At 43.2% G+C, this 21,924-nt stretch carries 21 protein-coding genes, 1 tRNA gene, 1 rRNA gene, 1 other RNA gene and 1 other annotated feature; of the genes, 4 read left to right on the top strand and 20 right to left on the bottom strand.

The annotated features are described in order from the left end of the window. Positions 1-271 precede the first annotated feature (271 nt). The 6 genes from ACIQ0H_RS21310 to ffs form a co-directional block, all read right to left on the bottom strand. Positions 272-535: a pro-sigmaK processing inhibitor BofA family protein gene (locus tag ACIQ0H_RS21310; RefSeq protein WP_403419275.1), complete on the bottom strand. Its 264-nt coding sequence runs from the start codon at positions 533-535 to the stop codon at positions 272-274. Between the two features lie 55 nt (positions 536-590). Next, the gene (locus tag ACIQ0H_RS21305; protein WP_403419273.1) at positions 591-803 is read right to left on the bottom strand and encodes a YaaL family protein; all 213 of its coding nucleotides are present in this window, start codon (positions 801-803) and stop codon (positions 591-593) included. A gap of 13 nt (positions 804-816) precedes the next feature. Beyond that, positions 817-1,413, bottom strand: coding sequence for a recombination mediator RecR (gene recR, locus ACIQ0H_RS21300; RefSeq protein ID WP_403419272.1), 597 nt, complete (start codon positions 1,411-1,413; stop codon positions 817-819). A gap of 11 nt (positions 1,414-1,424) precedes the next feature. After that, positions 1,425-1,745: a YbaB/EbfC family nucleoid-associated protein gene (locus ACIQ0H_RS21295; protein ID WP_403419279.1), complete on the bottom strand. Its 321-nt coding sequence runs from the start codon at positions 1,743-1,745 to the stop codon at positions 1,425-1,427. Between the two features lie 22 nt (positions 1,746-1,767). Beyond that, positions 1,768-3,525, bottom strand: a complete 1,758-nt coding sequence (gene dnaX, locus ACIQ0H_RS21290; RefSeq protein WP_403419270.1) for a DNA polymerase III subunit gamma/tau — start codon at positions 3,523-3,525, stop codon at positions 1,768-1,770. A 293-nt stretch (positions 3,526-3,818) separates the two neighbouring features. Then, an RNA gene (gene ffs / locus ACIQ0H_RS21285) (signal recognition particle sRNA large type) lies at positions 3,819-4,085 on the bottom strand. Positions 4,086-4,213: 128 nt separating this feature from the next. Between ffs and ACIQ0H_RS21280 the strand changes: the two genes are divergently transcribed. Then, a tRNA-Ser gene (locus ACIQ0H_RS21280) sits at positions 4,214-4,306 on the top strand. A gap of 130 nt (positions 4,307-4,436) precedes the next feature. Here the strand turns inward: ACIQ0H_RS21280 and thrB are convergent. From thrB to ACIQ0H_RS21265, 3 genes are read right to left on the bottom strand one after another with little or no spacing between them, the layout of a single operon-like run. Beyond that, positions 4,437-5,330 (bottom strand): homoserine kinase, encoded by an 894-nt coding sequence (gene thrB, locus ACIQ0H_RS21275; protein WP_403419268.1) that lies wholly within the window; start codon positions 5,328-5,330, stop codon positions 4,437-4,439. Beyond that, entirely contained in the window at positions 5,330-6,388 is a 1,059-nt protein-coding gene (gene thrC, locus ACIQ0H_RS21270; protein ID WP_403419266.1) for a threonine synthase, read from the bottom strand. Before thrC ends, thrB begins: the two co-directional genes overlap by 1 nt. Next, positions 6,388-7,683 (bottom strand): homoserine dehydrogenase, encoded by a 1,296-nt coding sequence (locus ACIQ0H_RS21265; RefSeq protein ID WP_403419264.1) that lies wholly within the window; start codon positions 7,681-7,683, stop codon positions 6,388-6,390. Before ACIQ0H_RS21265 ends, thrC begins: the two co-directional genes overlap by 1 nt. Positions 7,684-7,839: 156 nt before the next feature. Here ACIQ0H_RS21265 and ACIQ0H_RS21260 point away from each other — a divergent pair, with 156 nt between their 5' ends. Next, the gene (locus ACIQ0H_RS21260) at positions 7,840-9,207 is read left to right on the top strand and encodes an aspartate kinase (protein ID WP_403419262.1); all 1,368 of its coding nucleotides are present in this window, start codon (positions 7,840-7,842) and stop codon (positions 9,205-9,207) included. Between the two features lie 46 nt (positions 9,208-9,253). Here the strand turns inward: ACIQ0H_RS21260 and ACIQ0H_RS21255 are convergent, their stop codons facing one another. From ACIQ0H_RS21255 to ACIQ0H_RS21240, 4 genes are all read right to left on the bottom strand, one after another. Continuing rightward, entirely contained in the window at positions 9,254-9,922 is a 669-nt protein-coding gene (locus ACIQ0H_RS21255) for a hypothetical protein (protein WP_403419261.1), read from the bottom strand. 30 nt (positions 9,923-9,952) lie between these two features. After that, on the bottom strand, positions 9,953-10,474 hold the full coding sequence (locus ACIQ0H_RS21250; RefSeq protein ID WP_403419259.1) for an acetylglutamate kinase: 522 nt from the start codon (positions 10,472-10,474) through the stop codon (positions 9,953-9,955). Positions 10,475-10,889: 415 nt separating this feature from the next. Continuing rightward, positions 10,890-11,558 carry a deoxynucleoside kinase gene (locus ACIQ0H_RS21245; RefSeq protein ID WP_403419257.1) on the bottom strand — a complete coding sequence of 223 codons (669 nt, stop codon included), beginning with the start codon at positions 11,556-11,558 and terminating at the stop codon, positions 10,890-10,892. After that, complete coding sequence (locus ACIQ0H_RS21240; RefSeq protein ID WP_403419255.1) at positions 11,545-12,192, bottom strand: deoxynucleoside kinase; 648 nt, start codon at positions 12,190-12,192, stop codon at positions 11,545-11,547. The genes ACIQ0H_RS21245 and ACIQ0H_RS21240 overlap by 14 nt, the downstream gene beginning before the upstream one ends. Positions 12,193-12,347: 155 nt before the next feature. On the opposite strand from ACIQ0H_RS21240, the gene tadA reads away from it, so the two are divergent. Beyond that, complete coding sequence (gene tadA, locus ACIQ0H_RS21235) at positions 12,348-12,851, top strand: tRNA adenosine(34) deaminase TadA (protein ID WP_403419254.1); 504 nt, start codon at positions 12,348-12,350, stop codon at positions 12,849-12,851. A 20-nt stretch (positions 12,852-12,871) separates the two neighbouring features. On the opposite strand, the gene serS is transcribed toward tadA, so the two are convergent. The 4 genes from serS to pdxS form a co-directional block, all read right to left on the bottom strand. Continuing rightward, a complete protein-coding gene (gene serS / locus ACIQ0H_RS21230; protein ID WP_403419252.1) occupies positions 12,872-14,149 on the bottom strand; it encodes a serine--tRNA ligase in 1,278 nt (425 codons plus the stop codon). 150 nt (positions 14,150-14,299) lie between these two features. Then, positions 14,300-14,518, bottom strand: a binding site (T-box leader). Positions 14,519-14,701: 183 nt separating this feature from the next. Continuing rightward, on the bottom strand, positions 14,702-15,274 hold the full coding sequence (locus ACIQ0H_RS21225) for an NUDIX hydrolase (RefSeq protein WP_403419250.1): 573 nt from the start codon (positions 15,272-15,274) through the stop codon (positions 14,702-14,704). 20 nt (positions 15,275-15,294) lie between these two features. Continuing rightward, on the bottom strand, positions 15,295-15,546 hold the full coding sequence (locus tag ACIQ0H_RS21220; protein ID WP_403419248.1) for a hypothetical protein: 252 nt from the start codon (positions 15,544-15,546) through the stop codon (positions 15,295-15,297). Positions 15,547-15,708: 162 nt separating this feature from the next. Beyond that, positions 15,709-16,623, bottom strand: a complete 915-nt coding sequence (pdxS, locus tag ACIQ0H_RS21215) for a pyridoxal 5'-phosphate synthase lyase subunit PdxS (protein WP_403419246.1) — start codon at positions 16,621-16,623, stop codon at positions 15,709-15,711. Between the two features lie 32 nt (positions 16,624-16,655). On the opposite strand from pdxS, the gene pdxR reads away from it, so the two are divergent. Then, positions 16,656-18,071 carry a MocR-like pyridoxine biosynthesis transcription factor PdxR gene (gene pdxR, locus ACIQ0H_RS21210; protein ID WP_403419277.1) on the top strand — a complete coding sequence of 472 codons (1,416 nt, stop codon included), beginning with the start codon at positions 16,656-16,658 and terminating at the stop codon, positions 18,069-18,071. A 19-nt stretch (positions 18,072-18,090) separates the two neighbouring features. Here pdxR and ACIQ0H_RS21205 read toward each other — a convergent pair whose 3' ends face one another. The 3 genes from ACIQ0H_RS21205 to rrf form a co-directional block, all read right to left on the bottom strand. Continuing rightward, the gene (locus ACIQ0H_RS21205) at positions 18,091-19,434 is read right to left on the bottom strand and encodes a serine hydrolase (RefSeq protein ID WP_403419243.1); all 1,344 of its coding nucleotides are present in this window, start codon (positions 19,432-19,434) and stop codon (positions 18,091-18,093) included. A gap of 160 nt (positions 19,435-19,594) precedes the next feature. Further along, positions 19,595-21,058 (bottom strand): IMP dehydrogenase, encoded by a 1,464-nt coding sequence (gene guaB / locus ACIQ0H_RS21200; RefSeq protein ID WP_403419241.1) that lies wholly within the window; start codon positions 21,056-21,058, stop codon positions 19,595-19,597. A 775-nt stretch (positions 21,059-21,833) separates the two neighbouring features. Further along, a 5S ribosomal RNA gene (rrf, locus tag ACIQ0H_RS21195) occupies positions 21,834-21,924 on the bottom strand; the annotation flags it as partial.

The following is a 21,924-nucleotide window of genomic DNA, read 5'->3' as shown; positions in this document are numbered from 1 at the left end:
GTTTTACTTAGAAACGTTTTTGCTCAAGTGCACTTGGCACTCTCGCTATATTTCGTTGACGTTTTGCTGTTCAGTTTTCAAGGTTCATGTTGATAATGTTTGTTGTCTTTGTTTCGATGACAACTTTTATATCATATCAAGTTTCACTCTCGATGTCAACAACTAATTTCAATTTCTTTTTCGTTGTTTTCTCGGCTCTTTCGTCTGCCTCATTGGCGACTTCTATAAGATTACACCACTAACAATAGAATGTCAACACTTTATAAAAAAATTATAAAAAAACTGCGAAAGCGCATAGCGTAGCGACTCCAGGTATACCTAACACCGCGAGCAAAAGTCCAGATACTATGTTTACAGGAACATAAACACCGATAAAACCTCCCGCAATATTCATTGCGAAAAGAACAAGGAAGGCAAACGCCAGTCTAAACCAGTATACGGATAAACGTTCTAATGCTTTTTGAATCTGCTTCTTATCTAACACCAACAATAGAAGGAGAACTAATCCAACAACTAAACCACCAATAATTTTCACGGGAAACGCCCCTTTCAAATGAATAGTTCATTCTATGCGGTCCCGTGAAAACATATTAATCTCTTCCTAACTGACGGATCTTTGCTTCTTTAAACAAATAAAAGTGTTTACTTTCAGCAATTTTCCGTCGTACCATCACTTCTTGGTCGTAGTCATTTAGATACCTTTCGTTCTCTCTCGCACGTTCCCATTCTTCTTTCGTTTCTAGCATTAATGAATGAAGACGTTCGTCGAACTCTTTTTTAAGCTTCTTTTTTCGTCCAAACATGCAAGATGACCTCCTATAACTCCCGGCGGCCTTCTAGCGCCTTCGATAGCGTAACTTCATCCGCATATTCAAGGTCTCCTCCGACCGGCAATCCGTGGGCAATTCTTGTTGTCATGATTCCGGAGGGTCTAACAAGTCTCGATATATACATGGCAGTCGCTTCACCTTCAATTGTAGGATTCGTAGCCAAAATCAATTCTTCAACTGTTTCGTCCTGAAGGCGTGTTAATAAGGAAGGAACATTAATATCTTCAGGTCCAATACCATCCATAGGTGATATCGCCCCATGAAGAACATGATAGAGTCCTCTGTAATCCCTCATCTTCTCCATAGCTATAACATCTTTTGGATCTTGAACAACACAAATCATTGAACCATCGCGTTGTTTGTCCTGACAAATATGACACGGGTCAACATCGGTTATATGTCCGCAAACCGAACAGTAACGTAAATTCCGTTTTGCATCCACAAGCGCCTTTGCGAAGTCCAATACCGTATCTTCTTTCATACTTAATACAAAAAACGCCAGTCGACCCGCTGTTTTGGGGCCGATACCTGGCAATTTCATAAAACTATCAATTAGTTTTGATATTGGTTCAGGGTAATGCATCGATTTTCCTCCTAGAACATTCCAGGTAGGTTCAATCCTTTCGTGAATTGACCCATCGTAGAGTTCGTTAATTCTTCCGCCTTTGCCATTGCTTCGTTTGTGGCAATCACAATAAGATCTTGTAGCATTTCGACATCTTCCGGATCAACGACAGATGGGTCAATAATCACATCAACGACTTGCTTATCACCTGATACAATCACTTTCACCATACCGCCGCCTGCCGCCGCCTCAAGACGCTTTTCTCCAAGCTCTTCTTGTGCCTCAGCCATTTTCTTTTGCATTTTCTGCATTTGCTTCATCATACCTTGCATATTTCCCATACCACGCATATTCGTTTCCTCCTCATAATTATTAGTCATCGTAGACTTCTATGAATTCCTTACCGAAAATCTTTTCCGCTTCCGTCACGATTGGGTCAGTATTTTCCTGTTCAGCTTCCTTGACGAATGACAGCATTTCTTCGACTGCACCTTCTTCGGTATCTGTCGGCTCCTGCTGTTTAGCCAATCCACTTTTTTGGATATATTCCCCGCGTACCTTCAGCCAACCTTCCTCAGGAACGTACACAACTTCATACGCCTTCCCAGTTCGCGAGCGTAAAGCATCCGATAATCCTGACCGGAGTGATGAATTTTCAGAAGCCATTAGGCAATGGATTTCATATTTGAATTTTAACACAAAAGCGTTCTCTGATGCGGCCACAGGTTCTGTTTCTCCAAGAAGCGCAGCGTGTGATTTTTGCAAGGTCTGCATCATTCCTGCCCACTCTTCTCGAATTGTCTGGATATCCTGTTTCGTCGCAGCTTTCAACACTTCATTTATTTTACCCGTCGGAATTTTGACCGATTGCGATGACTTCGATACATTTTTCCGCGGTTGCGCAGTTCCTTGTCCATCCGTCTGCACACTCACTCCGTTAGCAATTTGTTGTCTCATTTCAGCAATGACCTGTTCAAGTTCCGCTACTTTCTGCGCAAGCCCCGAATCAACTGCCTCATTACTACCTGCCGATTGTGTAGGACGGCTGTCCAGGTGGATCATTTTCAATAATGCGGATTCGATATACACTTTTGCATGATTGGAAAATCGCATCTCCTGCTGTGTCTTTGCCAATATGTCTATAAATGCATACAAGATATCCGGATTGAATCTTTGTGCCATTTCCACAAAACGTTCGTCGCCTGATACAAGTTCAAGTAAGTTTTTCAACCCCGGTGCTGTCCGGAGCAAAAGAAGATCTCGGAAAAACGTGATTAAATCCTCCGCTAGCCTAGACACATCTTTTCCTTCTGCGATCAAGCGATCCAACAACGAAAGTGCCATACCTGCATCTTTGCCAAGCAACGCTTCCGCCAACTGATGAAAGATGTCTTCACTAATCGAACCTGTAACAAGTAACGCATCCTCAACAGTCAACCGATCCCCACTGAACGACACAACTTGGTCAAGCATACTAAGTGCATCACGCATTCCGCCTGATGCGGCCTGTGCAATCACCTTTAATGCACCCTCGTCAGACTCAATGCCTGTATCCGCTAGTACAACTTTCATCCGATCCATAATATCAGTGGGTGTAATCGGCTTGAAATCGAATCGCTGACATCTTGAGATGATTGTTAAAGGCAACTTATGCGGTTCCGTCGTTGCCAAGATAAAAACAACATGCGACGGCGGTTCTTCAAGTGTTTTTAATAGCGCATTGAATGCCGAGTTTGAGAGCATATGCACTTCATCGATAATATACACTTTAAAACGTGCGCTGGATGGCGCGAACCTAACCTTCTCGATTATGTCCCGCATCTCCTCGACACGTGAGTTCGAAGCCGCGTCAAATTCAATAACATCTGTATTGGATCCTTCTGTAATACTGAGGCATGCCGGACATTCATTGCACGGTTCTTTTGCCGGGCCTCTTTCACAGTTCAACGCTTTCGCAAAAACTTTTGCGGCGCTCGTCTTCCCTGTACCTCTCGGACCCGAGAATAGATAAGCATGCGTCGTCTTATTATGAAGGAGGGCGTTCTGTAGTGTCTGTTTGACATGTTGCTGCCCAGACATCTCGGCGAACGACTGAGGCCGATATACACGATAAAAAGCTTGATAAACCAACAGTTCTTCCTCCTTTTGACGCAATGCGATAATATTTCTATTATAGCACAAACACCTTCCCCAAATCTTTTATAACCAATCAATCGCACCCAAAGTTTACAACCTTCAACGGGAGCTTAACTTGAATCGGTTGGGCGTTAGGATTCCCTCTGATTTATATGTATTTCGTTATTCTTTTTCCACTGAAAAACAGTTTAAACTTTAGCTCCTCATATAGAAGTAAAAGCTTCCGTCGGGGCAAATAAAAAAACCCGCCCGCAACAGCGGACGAGTTGAATTATAAAAAGTAAATGCCGTGCACCTTCCTCTGACAGCCGCACATAAGCGTTACTCCTGTCGCCAGCTCGGTCTAGGCGACCCCGCGGCACATGAAAAAGTCCACTTAATGCTGCTTCCTTCCGGACCTGACATGGTTCATGGGTTCCCATTGCGCGGGACCCAAACGTCAACACTACGTGCAAAAGGCAGACCCTACAATACGGACAGCCTCGAGAAGGGATTCAGTCTTGCTAGAGCGGATTGCAAGTGATAGGGCACCGCTACCTCCCCACCTAGCACGGCATCTATTAGTATACTCATTCTCCCGTAAAAAATCAAATCTTTATTCGAGAAGTTATCACAATTATTTTACATTCAGCAAACTGTTGACACTGTAATCTAAACATGATAAATTATATTTTGTTGACACGGAGGTATACCCAAGTTCGGCTGAAGGGAACGGTCTTGAAAACCGTCAGGCGGGTTAAACCGCGCGGGGGTTCGAATCCCTCTACCTCCTCCATATTTTTCAACTTAGCGCATAAGTTTGGAGATTGAATTCGTTACTCGATAGCGGATTTTTATTTTGGACATTAAACAACAACCTTAAGAAGCAGACCCGTTAAACGGTCTGCTTCTTTTTTTACATCTATTCAATTCACCACTACACCAACAAGAGATGGTTTTATCGCTAAGCACTCATAATACGGGAAGTCAGCCGCTAACCGCTCAGCTATCTTTCCCTCTTCCCCCTGCTTCACAGCAATAAACACCGATGGACCTGCACCGCTAATCGTCATGCCATACGCGCCATAATCCCGACAAGATAGACGGATCTTCTCGAACTCAGGAAAAAAGGCCTTTCTATATGGTTCATGAAAAACGTCCTTCTCCATCATCCTGCCTGCGGTTTCCCAATCCTCCCGCGCAATAGCAGCTGTCATCACGCTACTGGCTGCACTACCTGCAATCGCTACTGCATGAGGCAATAATTCTGGAAGAAGACCTCTAGATTCTTCTGTCAGTAACACTTTCGGCGGAACGAGCATGACTACACCTATTTTAGGTTCTGGAAGATGAATAACATCTATATCAGCGCCATCAAAATAAGAAATGGTTACGCCGCCTAGCAACGCAGCCGATACATTATCGGCATGTCCCTCTAATTCGCTACCAATTAAGACTTTGTCCTTTGAAGCGAGTTCTAGCGCAAGCAATTGATCCGCAATTTCAATACCTGCTCCAATCGCCGTCGCACTACTCCCAAGTCCTTTTCCAAGCGGAATATCTGACTGGACATACAATGCCTGTGGAGTTACCATCCGCCCATACCGTTCCGCTACATATAGAATCGTCGTCACGATCAAGTTATCTTCGCCACTTGCTAACCCCTGGTACTCGTCCCCTTCATATTGAACACTCCAGCTCAATGCCTGTTCAACATCAACCGTCATATACAAAGCAAGTGCAAGACCAATGCTATCAAAACCGGGGCCAAGATTTGCCGTCGTAGCAGGTACGACAACTGAAAAATTGGCTACTCCCATTACTTTGCCCCTTCTTTCAATTCGTTTAGCAACGCATCAAACTGGTCACGTGACAATAACGACTGCTGCTCATTCACCATGATAGCTGTTTCAGGATCCTTCAGCCCATTACCTGTCAGCACCCCGACAACTGTTGAACCTTTTTCAAGTAACCCTGCATCGAGACGTTTTTTAATACCTGCAATTGTTGCACATGAACCCGGCTCAGCAAATACACCTTCCATTGAAGCAATCAGGCTGTATGCTACCAAAATTTCTTCATCCGTCACCGATAAAATAGCACCGTTCGATTCTGCAAGTGCGTCCTTTGCCAATTGCCAACTCGCAGGATTACCGATTCGGATTGCCGTCGCCACTGTTTCAGGATTTTCAAATACACGGTCGTACACAATCGGCGCTGCCCCGTCTGCCTGTACACCAAGCAATGATGGTAAAGCAGTTCCTTTTCGCTCCGCATATTCTTTGAACCCTTTCCAAGCTGCTGAAATATTGCCCGCGTTCCCGACTGGCAATGCAAAAACATCCGGTACTTTCCCCAGTTGCTCAATGGCCTCAAATGCAATTGTCTTTTGACCCTCCAAACGATACGGATTAATGGAGTTAACGACCGCCACTTTTCCCTCGCCGGCTTCCCGCACCATTTCAAGCGCTTCGTCGAAGTTTCCTGCAATCTCTACAATTTCTGCACCGTACATTTTCGCTTGTGCTAATTTACCGAGCGCAATTTTCCCCTCTGGAATTACAACAATCGTCCGCATACCTGCACGTGCACCATATGCAGCGGCAGATGCCGATGTATTCCCTGTTGATGCACAAATAAGAACTTCCTTACCTTCCTCTTTTGCTTTCGCAACTGCCATTACCATTCCTCGGTCTTTAAATGATCCTGTTGGATTCGTCCCTTCCGTTTTCACGTAGAGCTCTATGCCCCATTGTTTAGACAAATTCGTTAGATGAATGAGGGGTGTATTCCCTTCTTGCAACGTCAACGCCGGTGTTTCTTCAGTCACCGGTAACCATTCTTTATACTCATCAATCAATCCATTCCATCTTCTCATCATTGTTCCCCCTCTACCCGGTAATGGCTAAGCACGCCAATTACCTCTGGTGTGTTGTTCAATTCAGTTACAATATCTAGATGCTGCTTGCGCGAAATTTGATGTGTGATGAAAATCAAGTCTGCGTCGGTCTCCGCTTTATCCGAATGTTGGACAACTGTCGCTAAACTCGCATTACAATTACTATAGATGGCTGTCAGTTTTGTTAGAACACCAATTTCATCTTTAACGCGAATACGATGGAAATAACGTGCTAATTTGTTAGCATCACTTTTCACTTTGCGCTCATATTGCGGAGCATGCAGTCTTTTACCATTCACGCCAAGCAATAGATTGCGGCACGCAGCCACAATATCACCCGTGACTGATGTGGCAGTTGGCAGCGAGCCCGCTCCTGGTCCATAGAACATCGTTTCTCCAACCGCATCACCATATACGTACACCGCATTGAATTCGTTGTTCACCGAAGCCAATGGATGAGAATTCGGAAACAGGACCGGCTCAACTGCCACTTCAATACCGTCTGAGTCCTTGCTAGCTGACCCAGCTAACTTCACCGTATAGCCAAATTGTTCCGCAAGCTCTAAATCGCCTTCACGGATTTCTTTCATCCCCCTGACAAATACATCGTCTAAACGGACCTCCGTAGAGAATGCTAGCGAAGCCAAAATAACCATTTTCCGTGCAGCGTCAATCCCGTCAACGTCTGCTGATGGATCAGCTTCTGCAAAACCCAGTTCAGTAGCCTGTACCAATGCTTCTTCGTAACCCATCTTTTCATGTTTCATTTTCGTAAGGATAAAATTCGTCGTCCCATTGACGATGCCTGTCAAAGCGCTAATGCGGTCAGACGCAAGACCATCTTCCAACGTGCGGATCAGCGGAATCCCTCCACCAACACTCGCTTCATAAAACAAATCACATTTATTTTCATCTGCCAGTTGCAAGAGCCCAGGGCCGTATTCTGCCATGACATCCTTATTAGCCGTCACGACTCCTTTACCCGCACACAGTGAGCTTTCAATTGCTTCTTTTGCCTCACGCGTTCCGCCTATTACTTCTACAATAAGATCAATAGACGAATCATCAAGAACTTCATTCAAATTTGTTGTGAACACTTCCGATGACAGCACCGTATCCCTTTTCTTATATAAATCTTTCACAAGAACTTTTTTTATCGTCACAGGTACACCAAGCTTATGGCGCAAGTCTTCTTGATGGTTTTCCAAGATTTTGGCCACACCACTTCCCACAACCCCAAATCCTAGCAACCCAATATTAATCTCATTTTTCATTGACGATTCTCCTAACTGTATGTACACTATATAAGAACATCCGTCCTCTGCATAAGGACAGTATAGTGAAATATTCGGTCAATAACAACCCCTATTTTAGAAAAAGTTCAAAATAACATACACATATCACAAATTAAAAGATAGGATTTGATCAAAATGAAAGTATGCAAGTTTGGCGGAACATCCGTTGCATCAGCTGAACAGATCAAAAAGGTAGCAGCCATCGTTACAGCCGATTCGTCCCGAAAGATTGTTGTCGTATCAGCTCCTGGCAAAAGATGTAGTGAAGATGAAAAAGTAACAGATTTGCTCATTCGTCTTGCAGAACAGGCACTCAATAATAAGGAGACAAAGAAAGAACTTGCGGATGTTGTCAATCGCTATCGACTAATCGCTGAAGGACTTGGTCTTTCAGAGGAAATCATGCACATCATTGAATTGGATTTGCATAAACGTCTCGCCAGGGATAAAAAGGATCCCGTTTTTTATATGGATTATTTAAAAGCATCTGGAGAAGACAATAACGCTAAGCTCATCGCCGCTTATTTCGCACATATCGGCATAGATGCCAAATACATATGCCCAAAAGATGCAGGATTACTAGTCAATAACCGTCCCGAGCGTGTTCGTGCTCTGCCTGAAGGCGATGAACTGCTGGCCAAGCTACGTGATGAACCCGGTATCGTCATCTTTCCAGGATTTTTCGGCTACACAGAAGACGGAACACTTCGTACCTTCAACCGGGGTGGTTCTGACATTACTGGATCACTACTAGCAGCAGCAACAGAAGCCGAACTTTATGAAAACTTCACAGACGTTGACTCTGTCTTTGTGGCCAATCCAGTGATTGTCGACAACCCAGTCGCAATCGACAAAATGACGTACCGTGAAATGCGTGAGTTGGCCTATGCAGGATTTTCTGTCTTCCACGATGAAGCACTCATGCCTGCCTTCCGCCGTTCCGTTCCCGTGTGCATTAAAAATACCAATAACCCAGAAGCACCAGGCACGTTAATCGTCAAGGAACGTAATCATTCCACTCAGCCCGTTATAGGCATTGCGGCAGATGATGGATTTTCCACACTGTTCGTTGACAAGTATTTAATGAACCAAGAAATCGGGTTCGGGCGTCGTCTATTACAAATATTAGAAGAAGAAGAAATTCCATTCGAACATACGCCGTCTGGAATTGATAACTTATCTGTCATCCTTCGTAGTAAATTCATCACTACAGATAAAAAAGCACGCATCATCCATCGGGTGAAAGAGGAACTAAATGCAGATGACGTAAATATTCAAAGTGATTTTTCAATGATTGTCCTCGTCGGCGAAGGCATGCGCCATTCAATAGGACTAGCCGCCCGTGCTGCCACTGCCATTGCGCGCACAGGTGCCAGCATTCAAATGATCAATCAAGGATCTTCCGAAGTAAGCCTCGTCTTCGGCGTTCATAAAAAGGATGAAACAAAAATATTAAAGGAATTATACGCTGAATTCTTTCAGTCATCGGCCGTATTCTCTTAACTAAAACAAACGGTACACCATCTTATTGAATGGTGTACCGTTTGTTTTAACATTGTGGCATAAACATACCCGGAAACTGCTTCACAATTGCACACGCTATCATATCCGACATTTCTAAAGCCTGTGCCTCAATTTTATCGAACACTTCAATATCTGCTTTATAGTTTTTCTGAATCATATAAACTGCTTCAAGCTTCGTTAAAGCTAGATGCATATAAAACATTTCCCTTACTTCATCTTTTCCTAAATAAGGGTTGATACTACTTAAAAACTCGGCAATATCGTCTGCATTTCGATACCATTGCCTCTCCACCTCCGCCGCCTTCTTCTCATCTCCTTTTGTAGCTGCTGTGACTAATTCTGCCGCTAACAATAGATGTTCCTTAATAAGCACAGCGTATCTATCCGCAATTGTATCGCCGTAAAAAGGTCTTAGGCAATTCGCTAAATCCGTCGCATTTCTCAATAAACGCTCTTCGACAAACTGTAGATCGGGCAAGCCGAATACGATACTGATAATCGTCATTCTGGTCCAGTTAACATGTTCCATCCAAAGAAGCCGGTTCATATTAATAAAGTCGGTCTCTGCCTTGCTTATACAACACCCACCTTGTTGGCTCGCCGCATTCTTCAAGATATACCTGACTGGCGCTGTGTATCGTGAATAGGATTTCACGCCGTTGGGCTCATTAACATTATCTGAGTATGGATACACGTTACAATTCCTCCTTTAAAGCTTGCTCCATCATCCATATACCGACATAAACTTATAAGGAAATTGCATAATGATTGCATCCGATATCATATCTGCCATTTCCAAAGCTTCCATCTCCATTAAATCAAATAGATTTACACTAGCCTTGAAATCCTTGGCGATCATACTGCTCATCCCTTGTTTGATGAGCATCATATGTTCATCAAACATTTCTTGAAACTCTACCGCAGATATATAAGGATTAACGCTATTTAAAAATAGCGCAATCTTAGTTCCATTACGAAACCATTTCTTTTCTATCGCTGTTGCCTTTTCCTCATTACCCGTTAATGTAGCGTTGATGAGATCGCCTGCCAGCGTAATATGCTCTGTTAACAGCCGGCCGTATTTCTTTGCCACCCCGTCACTGTAAAAAGGACGCAATGCTCCCCCCATATCCGTTGCAGCACGGAGAAGACGCGCCACAACAAAGTCGGCATCTGGCAATGAATAGACAAGACTACTGACAGTAGCCCTCGTCCATGCGGTATGTTCCCCCCATAAACGTCGCATTGTACTCCTTAACGCTACTTCAACCTTATTGACACAATCCAACGGTCCTATCAAACACGGATGCATTGGATAACAGTACAAGTACACTCTCCCCCAATAATGAGTCACGCCATCCCCACTCCCATAACTATCAATTACGCCTCCGCATAATTGCGCTTGCGCAATTAGCTCCTTTCAAAGTTTGTACTATCCACCGGAGGCCAACTGGAATCGGCAAAAAACTTGAACTTCCGCTAATTCAAGTTAAACACTCTATTCTATTCACGAAATGAAAAAAAGGATCCATTATTTATCATGTAATTCTTCGAAGATTTAAAGCTCTTAGCAAAGAGTACAAAAAAACAACTCCCTTTTGGCGAGGCACAATATAAAAAAGCACATTGGATAATTAAACCCAATGCGCTTCTTATTATAACTACTTTCTCAAAAATGCCGTCTGCTCCAGCATATGCCCAATGCGCTCCACAATTATTTCTACCTCTTGTGGATTTTTAATAAGATCATAATCATTAATATCCAATCGTAGCACAGGACATGTATTGAACGAATTAATCCATTTATCGTAGCGCCCGTGCATCTCTTCCCAGTAAGCAATCGGCGTCTGCTGTTCCATTGGACGCCCACGCTCTTGAACGCGTGACACAATCTCATCGAGTGATCCTTCTAAATAAACGAGCAAAGTCGGATGTGGGAAATAAGGTGTCATCACCATTGCTTCGAACAAATTCGTATATGTTTCATAGTCAACAGGATCCATTGTTCCTTTTTCCTGATGCATTTTCGCGAAAATCCCCGTATCTTCATAAATCGAACGGTCTTGGATAAACCCACCGCCATATTCAAAGATACGCTTCTGTTCCTTAAAACGCTCCGCCAAGAAATAAATTTGTAAATGGAAGCTCCACTTTTCGAAGTCATCATAAAAACGATCCAGATATGGATTCTGATCAACATTTTCAAAAGATGTCCTAAAGTTTAATGCATCTGCAAGCGCCTGCGTCATCGTTGATTTGCCGACACCAACCGTCCCTGCAATTGTAATGACGGCATTGTTTGGAATACCGTATTTTTCACGTAAGTTCATTCAAAGTTACTCCTTTTTGTATCGTTGCATCAACGGTCTCTAAGATGAATTGTAAATCCTTATCACTGTTCACGAAATCTAATTCATCGCCATTGAACCGAAGCACGGGGATTTCAGGATGTGCTTTTTCAAAATAGGTGATGAATGTTTCATAGTCGTCTGAAAGCTGCTGCATATAAGCAGGATCCATGTTCTTTTCAAAGTCACGGCCACGCATGCCGATTCGTTTCATGAGTGTGTCTAAACTTGCATGCAGATAGACAATGACATTTGGAACTGGCATGTCCTGCGTCAAAATCTTATAAATTTCTTCGTATTTCACATACTCATCAGGACGCAGTGTCCGTTTCGCAAAAATGAGGTTTTTGAAAATATGATAATCAGCAACGACTGATTTCTTTTCCACTAGAATTTCATTTTTAATATCGCTAAGCTGTTTGTAGCGATTACAAAGAAAAAACATTTCGGTCTGGAAACTCCATTCCTCGATGTTGTCGTAAAATTTATTTAAAAACGGATTTTCATCCACAATTTCTTTTAGTTGATGGAATTGTTGTATGTCTGCAATCGCTGTGGAAAGTGATGTTTTCCCAACACCAATTGGACCTTCGACCGTTATAAACGGAATCGACAACAGAATTCCCCCCTTCATGATGTAAATAGATAATGCTTCTTATTTTATCACAGGCTAGATATGAAAAATAGGGAGCAACTTCCGGACTTTTTCCACGTGGAACAATTTGATTCAGGAAGTCATCATGCTACACTATTTGCAGGGAGCGATGTTGTATGAGTACATTTGAAAAAGATCGGCTATATATGCAAATGGCCATCGAGGAAGCGATGAAAGCACATGCAATTGGGGAAGTACCGATTGGCGCAATCATTGTACATAACGATCAAGTCATTGCGCGAGCACATAATTTGCGGGAAACAACTCAAAACGCTGTCACTCACGCTGAACTATCTGCTATTCAGGATGCCTGCCAAGAAATCGGTAGCTGGCGGCTCGAAGATACTACGTTATATGTCACGCTTGAGCCGTGCCCAATGTGCGCAGGGGCTATTTTACAATCGAGAATTCCACGTGTTGTCTACGCCGCCCGCGATCCAAAAGGTGGGTGCGTGGACTCGTTGTATCGCCTATTAAACGATCCACGCTTCAATCATGAATGCGATGTTGTGGAAGGTATAATGGCCGACGAATGCGGAGAAATGCTTACCGCATTTTTTAGGGCGATCCGTGAACGGAAAAAAAGGTTAAAAAAAGAAATCGTGCAGGACGTTGAATAACGTCAGCACGATTTCTTTTTTTACTTACTAATAACTTCTTTTCCACCCATATATGGACGCAACACTTCTGGAATGACAACAGAACCGTCTTCTTGTTGGTAATTTTCAAGGATTGCCGCCACTGTACGACCAACCGCAAGACCACTACCATTCAATGTGTGAACGTATTCAGGCTTCGCACCTGCTTCACGACGGAAACGAATATGCGCGCGACGTGCTTGGAAATCTTCAAAGTTTGAACAAGAAGAGATTTCACGGTACACATTCTGTGTTGGAATCCATACTTCAAGGTCATACTTTTTAGCGGCTGTAAAGCCAAGGTCCGCTGTACACATTTTCAACTTACGGTATGGAAGATTTAACAACTGCAACACTTTCTCGGCATGCCCTGTCAATTTCTCCAATTCATCATAAGAATCTTCTGGTTTAACAAAACGAACAAGCTCTACTTTGTTGAACTGATGCTGACGGATCAACCCACGCGTATCACGGCCCGCAGATCCCGCTTCTGAGCGGAAGTTCGTGCTATATGCAGCAAATGCAGCCGGTAGTTGTTTGACATCCAAAATTTCATCGCGGTAAAAGTTCGTAACCGGTACTTCAGAAGTTGGAATTAAGAAATAATCTTCCTCCTCCAGAAGGAACGCATCTTCCTCAAATTTCGGAAGCTGTCCTGTACCCGTTAAGCTCGCACGGTTCACCATATATGGAGGTAGCATTTCCTCATAGCCATGTTCATCCTGATGCAAATCCATCATGAAGTTAATCAATGCACGCTCTAAACGAGCACCCATTCCACGGTAAAAGACAAAACGACTTCCCGTCACTTTTGCAGCCCGTTCAAAATCAAGAAGTTTCAAATCCGTACCAATTTCCCAATGCGGTTTTGGTTCAAATTCAAATGCTCGGATTTCGCCCCAAGTACCAACTTCAACGTTGTCATCCTCAGTATCACCCACAGGTACACTGTCATGTGGGATATTTGGAATCCGCATCATAATGTACTGAAGTTGTTCTTCCACTTGGTTAAGCTCTTCGTCGAGTTTTTTAATATCATCCCCAACTGCGCGCATACGTGTGATCAGTTCATCGGCATCTTCTTTATTACGTTTCATTTCTGCAACTTTTTGTGTGACTTCGTTGCGTTCTGCTTTCAACACTTCTACTTTTGCGATTAATTCTCTACGTTTTTCGTCGAGACCACCGAATTTATCGAAATCTGAAAGATCTTCCCCGCGTTTCGCAAGTTTTTCCTTCACTTCATCGAAATTGGCACGAACCTTTTTAATATCAAGCATGGACAATTCCTCCTTAAAATGTTGACGATGATGGAAAGAAAAGCGGAAGCGCCTGGTCAGGGACTTATGACCCGAGCCTCTAAGCGCTGAAGCCTAGACATCATTATGCCCTTATCTTTGGACAATAAAAAAAGCCCTCAAATCCCCTATAAAAGGGACGAGAACTACCCGCGTTGCCACCCAAATTGACCAGACACTTATCGTCCAATCCACTTCATTGAAATAACGGCTCAAGCACCGGCACAGGCCTACTAATTATTTCAGCCCAGCAACTCAAGAACGGATTCACAAGTGTTTTTACCGACTTCCACCAACCGCCGGCTCTCTTCAAAAAACGTGCTTGTTACTACTTTCCATCATCGTCTCCTATTTGCAATTACAAATACCTTACTACATGCCTAACATTTTGGCAAGTCGTACGTGGAAATAAAGAACCTTACTAACAACGCTCGGCGCTTAAGGAAGGATTGAACTGCATCCTTCCCCGGATGCCTGCCCTTGAGACGCCTTCGATAGAGATTATAAATTCAGTATATGCACTTTCAAAATTTTTCATTTCAACAACATCGCGATCTGTTCCAAATAAGTTCGCTCATGAGGTACGAAGTCGGTCAAACTAATTTCTGTCGTAGCTCCGTCAAAAATATTAGTACATAGTACCGTCGCAATTTCCGTTAAAAAAAGGGCCGACAATGCTTGACGTTCTACAACATGAACACTTGCCACTTCCTCTTGTTGCAGTGAAAATGCATTTGGAGCAAAAGATGATTCGTACAAAAAGACATTGGCAAATTCACAATCTAGAAAACCTGGTAGCTCAATTACATCCTGCACAACGCCTTTTGGAGATAACTGCGATAACTCCACAGCTAAACCAAGCTCTTCTTCTACTTCACGAATACCATCGGCAATCGTTTCGGTCGCAAGAATATGTCCCGCGGCTGTAATGTCAAATAGATTCGGGAAATCCTTCTTTATGGCGCTTCTTTTTTGAATATAGACAAACTGCTCATCAACAAGCCAACAATGGAATGTTTCATGCCATAGCCCATCACGATGGACGTTATCTCTGCTTGCCTCTTTCAAATAAACATAGTTTTCATCAAAGACCCTTAATTGTTCCATTTCATCACCTGATTTCTTAACTATTGGTATTTCAAAACCAAATAAATCAATACTGGTGCTGTCGAAAGTATAATCAATAATATTACATATTTCCAGTTATGCTTAACGTGAACATAAGCTCCATTAAATATATTGATACCCGCCAGCAAATACACCAATAAGATGTATATATCATTAAAAGCTGAAAAGACTGCAAACATCATTGCACCAATAGCGGTCCCATAATGAATTACCTTCTTAAGGACTGGATTTCTTCCAACAGTCGTGGTCACCTATATCATGGCCACCTCTCTAAAATAGCTCATGCCGTATTCATTTTACCCTTACTTCTAATCGTAACCTATCTAAATATCCATATCTGTCATAAAAGTAAAAAAATACTGTAGATAAAAGCGCAATTTCCGCTTTTATCTACAGTCTGGAATAAGAATCGTTTACCAACCGCGTTCCTGCATACGTTCCCCTGCCGCTAATCCTGCAATTTCCAGGCCTTTCATTGGAGTACCAATGTCTTGGGAAAGCTCACCGATTAACTTATAATCTTTAAAGTTTTGCGTTGCCTGAACAATCGCACGTGCAAATTTCTCCGGGTTTTCTGATTTGAAGATTCCTGAACCAACGAACACGCCATCTGCGCCCAGTTCCATCATCAATGCAGCATCAGCTGGTGTTGCCACACCGCCTGCTGCGTAGTTTGTTACAGGAAGACGGCCATGTTTTTTTATCGCCAGAAGAATCTCATACGGAGCTCCAAGATCACGTGCTTCTGTCATTAGCTCATCTTCATTCATATGAACGATTCGGTTCACTTGCGCATTCACTTTACGTAGGTGACGCACAGCTTCAACGATATTCCCCGTACCTGGCTCACCTTTCGTACGTAGCATCTTTGCACCTTCCCCGAGACGACGTGCTGCTTCCCCAAGGTCACGTGCTCCACAAACAAACGGTACATTATACTGGCTTTTCAGCAGATGATATTCTTCGTCGGCTGGTGTGAGTACTTCACTTTCATCGATGTAATCGACGCCTAGCGCTTCGAGTACACGTGCTTCAGAGATATGCCCAATACGTGCTTTCGCCATTACCGGAATTGACACCGCTCCCTGTACTTCTGTAATGATGCGTGGATCTGCCATGCGTGCTACGCCGCCTGCTGCCCGTATATCTGAAGGAACACGTTCAAGTGCCATTACTGCAATTGCACCCGCCGCCTCCGCAATTTTTGCCTGTTCCGCATTAATAACATCCATGATGACGCCGCCATATTGAAAACTCATTTTTATCTTCCCCCTTTTCTTATTGTTCAGTATAATAGAGTATGACCTTATTGAAATACTCAGTTCCATAGAAGTTAAAAGGGTCAGACGGGATGATCAACATCGAAATGTTGTTAATTAAACTAGAAAAGAGCAAAAATAGCCCACTATACGAGCAAATTTATGACCAAATTCGCCGCGATATCACCAATGGTAAATTACCCGTGGGTAGGAAACTCCCTTCCAAACGCAAACTCGGTGATTTTCTCAATATCAGCCAAACGACAATCGAACTGGCCTATGCACAGCTCACGGCGGAAGGGTTTATTTCATCGAAACCTCGAAAAGGCTATTATGTACAAGCAATTGAGGAACTGGCCTATGTCCAACCAATAGAACTCATAGAAAAATCCATTGATCGAAAAATAGAAGATATCTCTATCGACTTTTCTCCTGGAAAAATCGACACTGAATCATTTCCTTTCACCCAATGGCGGAAATATGCCAAAGATGTCATCGATGAATCATCTCAGAATCTCCTCCTTCTGGGCCATCCGCACGGTGATTACGAGCTACGTCAAGAAATTGCCCGCTATTTGTATCATTCCCGTGGTGTTGATTGTACGCCGGAGCAAGTCATCATCGGGTCTGGAACAGAACAGCTTATGCCACTGGTTATCCGAATTCTCGGCAAAAATGCGACCTATGCCATCGAGGACCCTGGATACCCACTCACCCATCATGTCTTTTTCCACAATGATCGAAAGGCGGTCCCCATTACAGTGGATGAAGAAGGGATGGATATACGGGCACTCCAACGCTCAGGAGCAACTGTTGCTTATGTGACGCCCTCACACCAGTTTCCAACCGGTACCGTCCTGTCTGCGGCTCGCAGGACCGCTTTAGTGAACTGGGCTTCGGCACAAGACGAGCATTTCATCATTGAAGACGACTACGATAGTGAATTCCGTTATACAGGACGCCCTATTCCTTCCTTACAAGGAATAGATAAAGGCGGTAACGTTATTTATTTAAGTACATTTTCGAAATCGCTTATGCCATCGCTCCGGATTGCCTACATGGTGCTTCCTCCTATTTTGCTCGACAGATACGAGAAGGCATTTATTCACTATGCAGCTACTGTACCGAGGCTCGATCAGCATATCCTGGCTCGCTTCATGGCAGATGGACACTTTTCCCGACACCTAAACAGAATGAGGAAAATTTATCGGCGGAAACTGCAGATGTTAACAGAAGCACTTAGCTCCTACACACCGCATGTATCATTTTCCGGCGATGAAGCTGGCATGCACATCATCATCACAGTCCATACCGATGCAACAGAAGAGACACTTGTAAAAATGGCTAGCTCAGCCAATATCCGTGTCTACGGCCTTAACGGTTACCGAACAGCTCCCCTAACAGGAGAGCCCTCCTTTCTGATTGGTTTTGGTGGCTTATCCGTTAAGGAAATCACACATACAGTGAATGCCCTCATGAAAAGCTGGCGTATTGAAAAAAGCGTGGAATCCAATTAAGGATCCCACGCCTTTCATTTTATTTAAATAAACCTTTAACAAAGCCAGTTGCACCGTTCCAAATGCCAGCAAAGAAATCACCGATGGCTCCCATCATTAGGGAGAACCAGCCCGCCTTTTCAACAGCATCCTTCGTTACAACTTCAGCTCCTGGATTAGTGTCATCAATGAATCCATAATCCGTGCCTTCTGTTTTCACCAATTTCACATGACCCACAACTGTATCTTTCTTAATAGGTGCTTGAAGTGCACCGTCTTTGAGTTTAGATTCATCAATTGTCAGTTCAGGAACATACAAATCTTTTTCGCTTGTCTTCACCATCATGCGAATTGGTTCCTTCACTTCAATAGATACTTGTTTCTCTTTCCCTTTAACGACATCAAGTTCTTTCTGCTTATCAAACTGATGACCAGCAGGAACAAACTCTACTTCTGAGAATTGGCTAAAACCGTAATCGAACAAAGCGCGTGTTGCATCGAATCTCGCCTCGTACGAACCAACACCTTTTGCATCGACAGCATTCATGACGACGGCGATGATTCGTTTACCATCACGCGTAGCTGTACCTGTAAAACAATGTCCTGCAAAATTAGTTGTACCTGTTTTCAGGCCGTCAACGCCTTCATATTGATAAACGAATCCTGGAAGCATGAAATTCCAGTTTTTCATCACTGTACGATCAGTTGTACCTTCACGAAATACTTTTGTATTAATTTTTGTCGTTTCCAACACTTCGGGATAGTCATGTAACAAATGATAAGCAAGTTTTGCAACAGACTTTGCCGGCATGACGTTTTCGTCATCTGGGCCTGTCCCTTTAGGATGCATGCCTTGTAAATCACTATTATTCAAACCTGTTGTATTAACGAATTTATAGTCCTTCAAGCCTAGCTCTTCCGCTTTCGCGTTCATCAGCTTCAAAAACTCTGTCTCTGTTCCCGCAATCGTTTCAGCGATCGCAATTGTCGCTGCATTGGCTGAATAAATTGCTAACGCTTCATACAACTCGCGAATATTATACGTACCATCTCTTCGTAGTGGTACATTACTAAGACGACGATCCTGTGAAACCGCATACGTATAGTCATTCACTTTGTATTCTTGATCCCAAGTTATATTCCCTTCCTCAATTGCCTCAAAAAGAAGATACTCGGTCATCATTTTCGACATACTTGCAATGCCTAGTGGCGTATCTGCATTTTCTTCATACAAAATCTTTCCACTGTCTGCGTCAATTAAAATTGCTCCATCGACATGAATGCCCAACGGTGAATCCGCATAAGCTGGGGCTACGCCAAGTGTCGTTAATAATAGTAGTGGCATCAACAATACTGCCACCCATTTTCTCAATTCCCGTTTCACAATATTACCTCCGTCATTGCTATTTCCCTCAGGTCATTTTATCATAATTCCGGTACAACATGGGAACTAAACCGAAAAAGCACCTTTCCGCTCATATGTAGACGCAGGAAAGATGCCGGGGTTCCTTCATTTAAACTTCAAACTCAGATAATGTCACTTCTTAAAGTGAATAGTTTGGAGCTTCCTTCGTAATTTGTACTTGATGCGGATGGCTTTCGCGTAAGCCTGCACCTGTCATACGTACAAATTGCGCTTTTTCACGTAGATCGTGCAAATCCTTTGTACCGCAATAACCCATACCTGCACGAACACCACCCACTAACTGATGGATTGTATCCGACAACGGACCTTTATATGGCATACGACCTTCGATTCCCTCCGGCACGAGTTTCTTCGCATCGTCTTGGAAATAACGGTCTTTTGATCCACGCTCCATTGCTGCCACTGAGCCCATACCACGGTACACTTTAAAACGACGACCTTGGAAGATTTCTGTTTCTCCAGGGCTTTCCGTTGTACCTGCCAGAAGGCTTCCTAGCATAACGACGTGTCCGCCCGCTGCAAGCGCTTTGACGATGTCTCCAGAGTATTTGATACCGCCATCTGCAATAATCGTTTTGCCTTGTCTGCGCGCTTCAGTCGCACATTCATAGATAGCAGTAATTTGTGGAACACCTACTCCTGCAACTACACGCGTTGTACAAATCGAACCAGGGCCAATTCCCACTTTGACAACGTCAGCGCCTGCTTCGTAAAGTGCACGAGCACCTTCGGCAGTAGCAATATTCCCTGCAATAATATCGAGATCCGGATATGCCTGTCTAATTTGTCTAACCGTGTCTAGAACACCTTTAGAATGTCCGTGAGCAGTGTCAATGACGATGACATCAACTTCTGCTTTGACAAGCTTCTCGATACGTACCATTGTATCTGATGTAACACCAACTGCCGCACCAACAAGAAGACGACCATGTTGATCCTTAGCTGCATTCGGGAACTCAATCACCTTTTCAATATCTTTAATCGTAATCAAACCTTTAAGGATGCCACCTTCATCAACAATCGGAAGCTTTTCAATCTTATATTTCTGCAAAATTTTCTCGGCATCTTCAAGTGTTGTGCCAACAGCCGCCGTAACAAGATTCTCCTTCGTCATTACATCATCGATAATCAGGGAGTAATCCTGAATAAATCGAAGATCACGATTCGTTAAGATCCCGACAAGTTTCAACTCTTCATTATTATTAACAATTGGAACACCAGAAATACGATATTTGCCCATCAAATGCTCAGCATCGAAAACTTGATGTTCAGGCGTAAGGTAAAACGGATTTGTAATGACACCATTCTCAGAACGTTTAACAGTAACCACTAGCTCGGCTTGCTCTTCAATACTCATATTCTTATGGATGATACCCAGCCCGCCTTGACGCGCCATTGCAATTGCCATCTTCGATTCTGTGACCGTATCCATTCCCGCGCTGATAACCGGGATGTTTAATTTAATCTTATCAGTAAGATTAACAGACAATGACACATCTTTAGGTAATACTTCAGATGGTCCAGGTACTAGCAACACATCATCGAACGTAAGCCCTTCACGCGCAAACTTTGATTCCCACATTCCATTACGCCTCCTAATTGTATATATTCTGAGTTGAATATTATTAAATAGGTTATCAGCGGATACAATAGCTGTCAAGGATGTGAGGTTAAGAAAAAGTATTCAAATTATTCATTAAATAAATAAGTTGGCTAACTTCCTCACTTTAATAGGAACGTTTACAGAACAATTCCTTCCTTAGTATTCCTTTTACCTTCAATTTAATCCCTAGCGTCAGCAATTCTTTCTCCAAATTAACTAGAAAACCCATGCTTTCCTGCTGAAATAACAAATAAAAGAAGCCATTACCCATTCGCATGACTTTAGCTGCAATCCTCCTACCTTTACTTTCTTGAATACTATCACACATCTCCCTTTACACGTATTTCATTGTACAAGTGCGAGATAAATCTTCGGTTTTTATTATTAGGGAAGAACAAAAGCGCTGGGGCCTCGACTCCAAATCACTATGTTGTAACTTATCTATAGTTCGAGATTTTATAGTTTTCTATACAAAAAAAGCCATTACCTATTGGTAATGACCGCGTACTCGGCGACGTCTTGAAAACCCTTGCTTTGATTTACACAAAAAATGTGTAAATTACCCGACAGATTTCTTTGTCAGTTTCAGTCGTCCGGTTCTCGCGTATATCACACGCTCCGATCCTCAGCCTTCGCTTGCTTAAACGTCGGCACACCAGCTCTTACACTCATTTCATTGTACAAATACGAGATAAACCTTCGGTTTTCATTTTTAGACAACAAAAAAGCCATTACCTGTTGGTAATGACTGTGTGCCCGGCGACGTCCTACTCTTGCAGGGGGAAACCCCCAACTACCATCGGCGCTGAAGAGCTTAACTTCCGTGTTCGGGATGGGAACGGGTG

Source organism: Sporosarcina sp. NPDC096371, assembly GCF_044762865.1.
In the GTDB taxonomy this organism is placed as follows: Bacteria; Bacillota; Bacilli; order Bacillales_A; family Planococcaceae; genus Sporosarcina.
The sequence above is the reverse complement of the archived record's forward strand: the minus strand, read 5'-3'. Positions and strand labels throughout refer to the sequence as shown.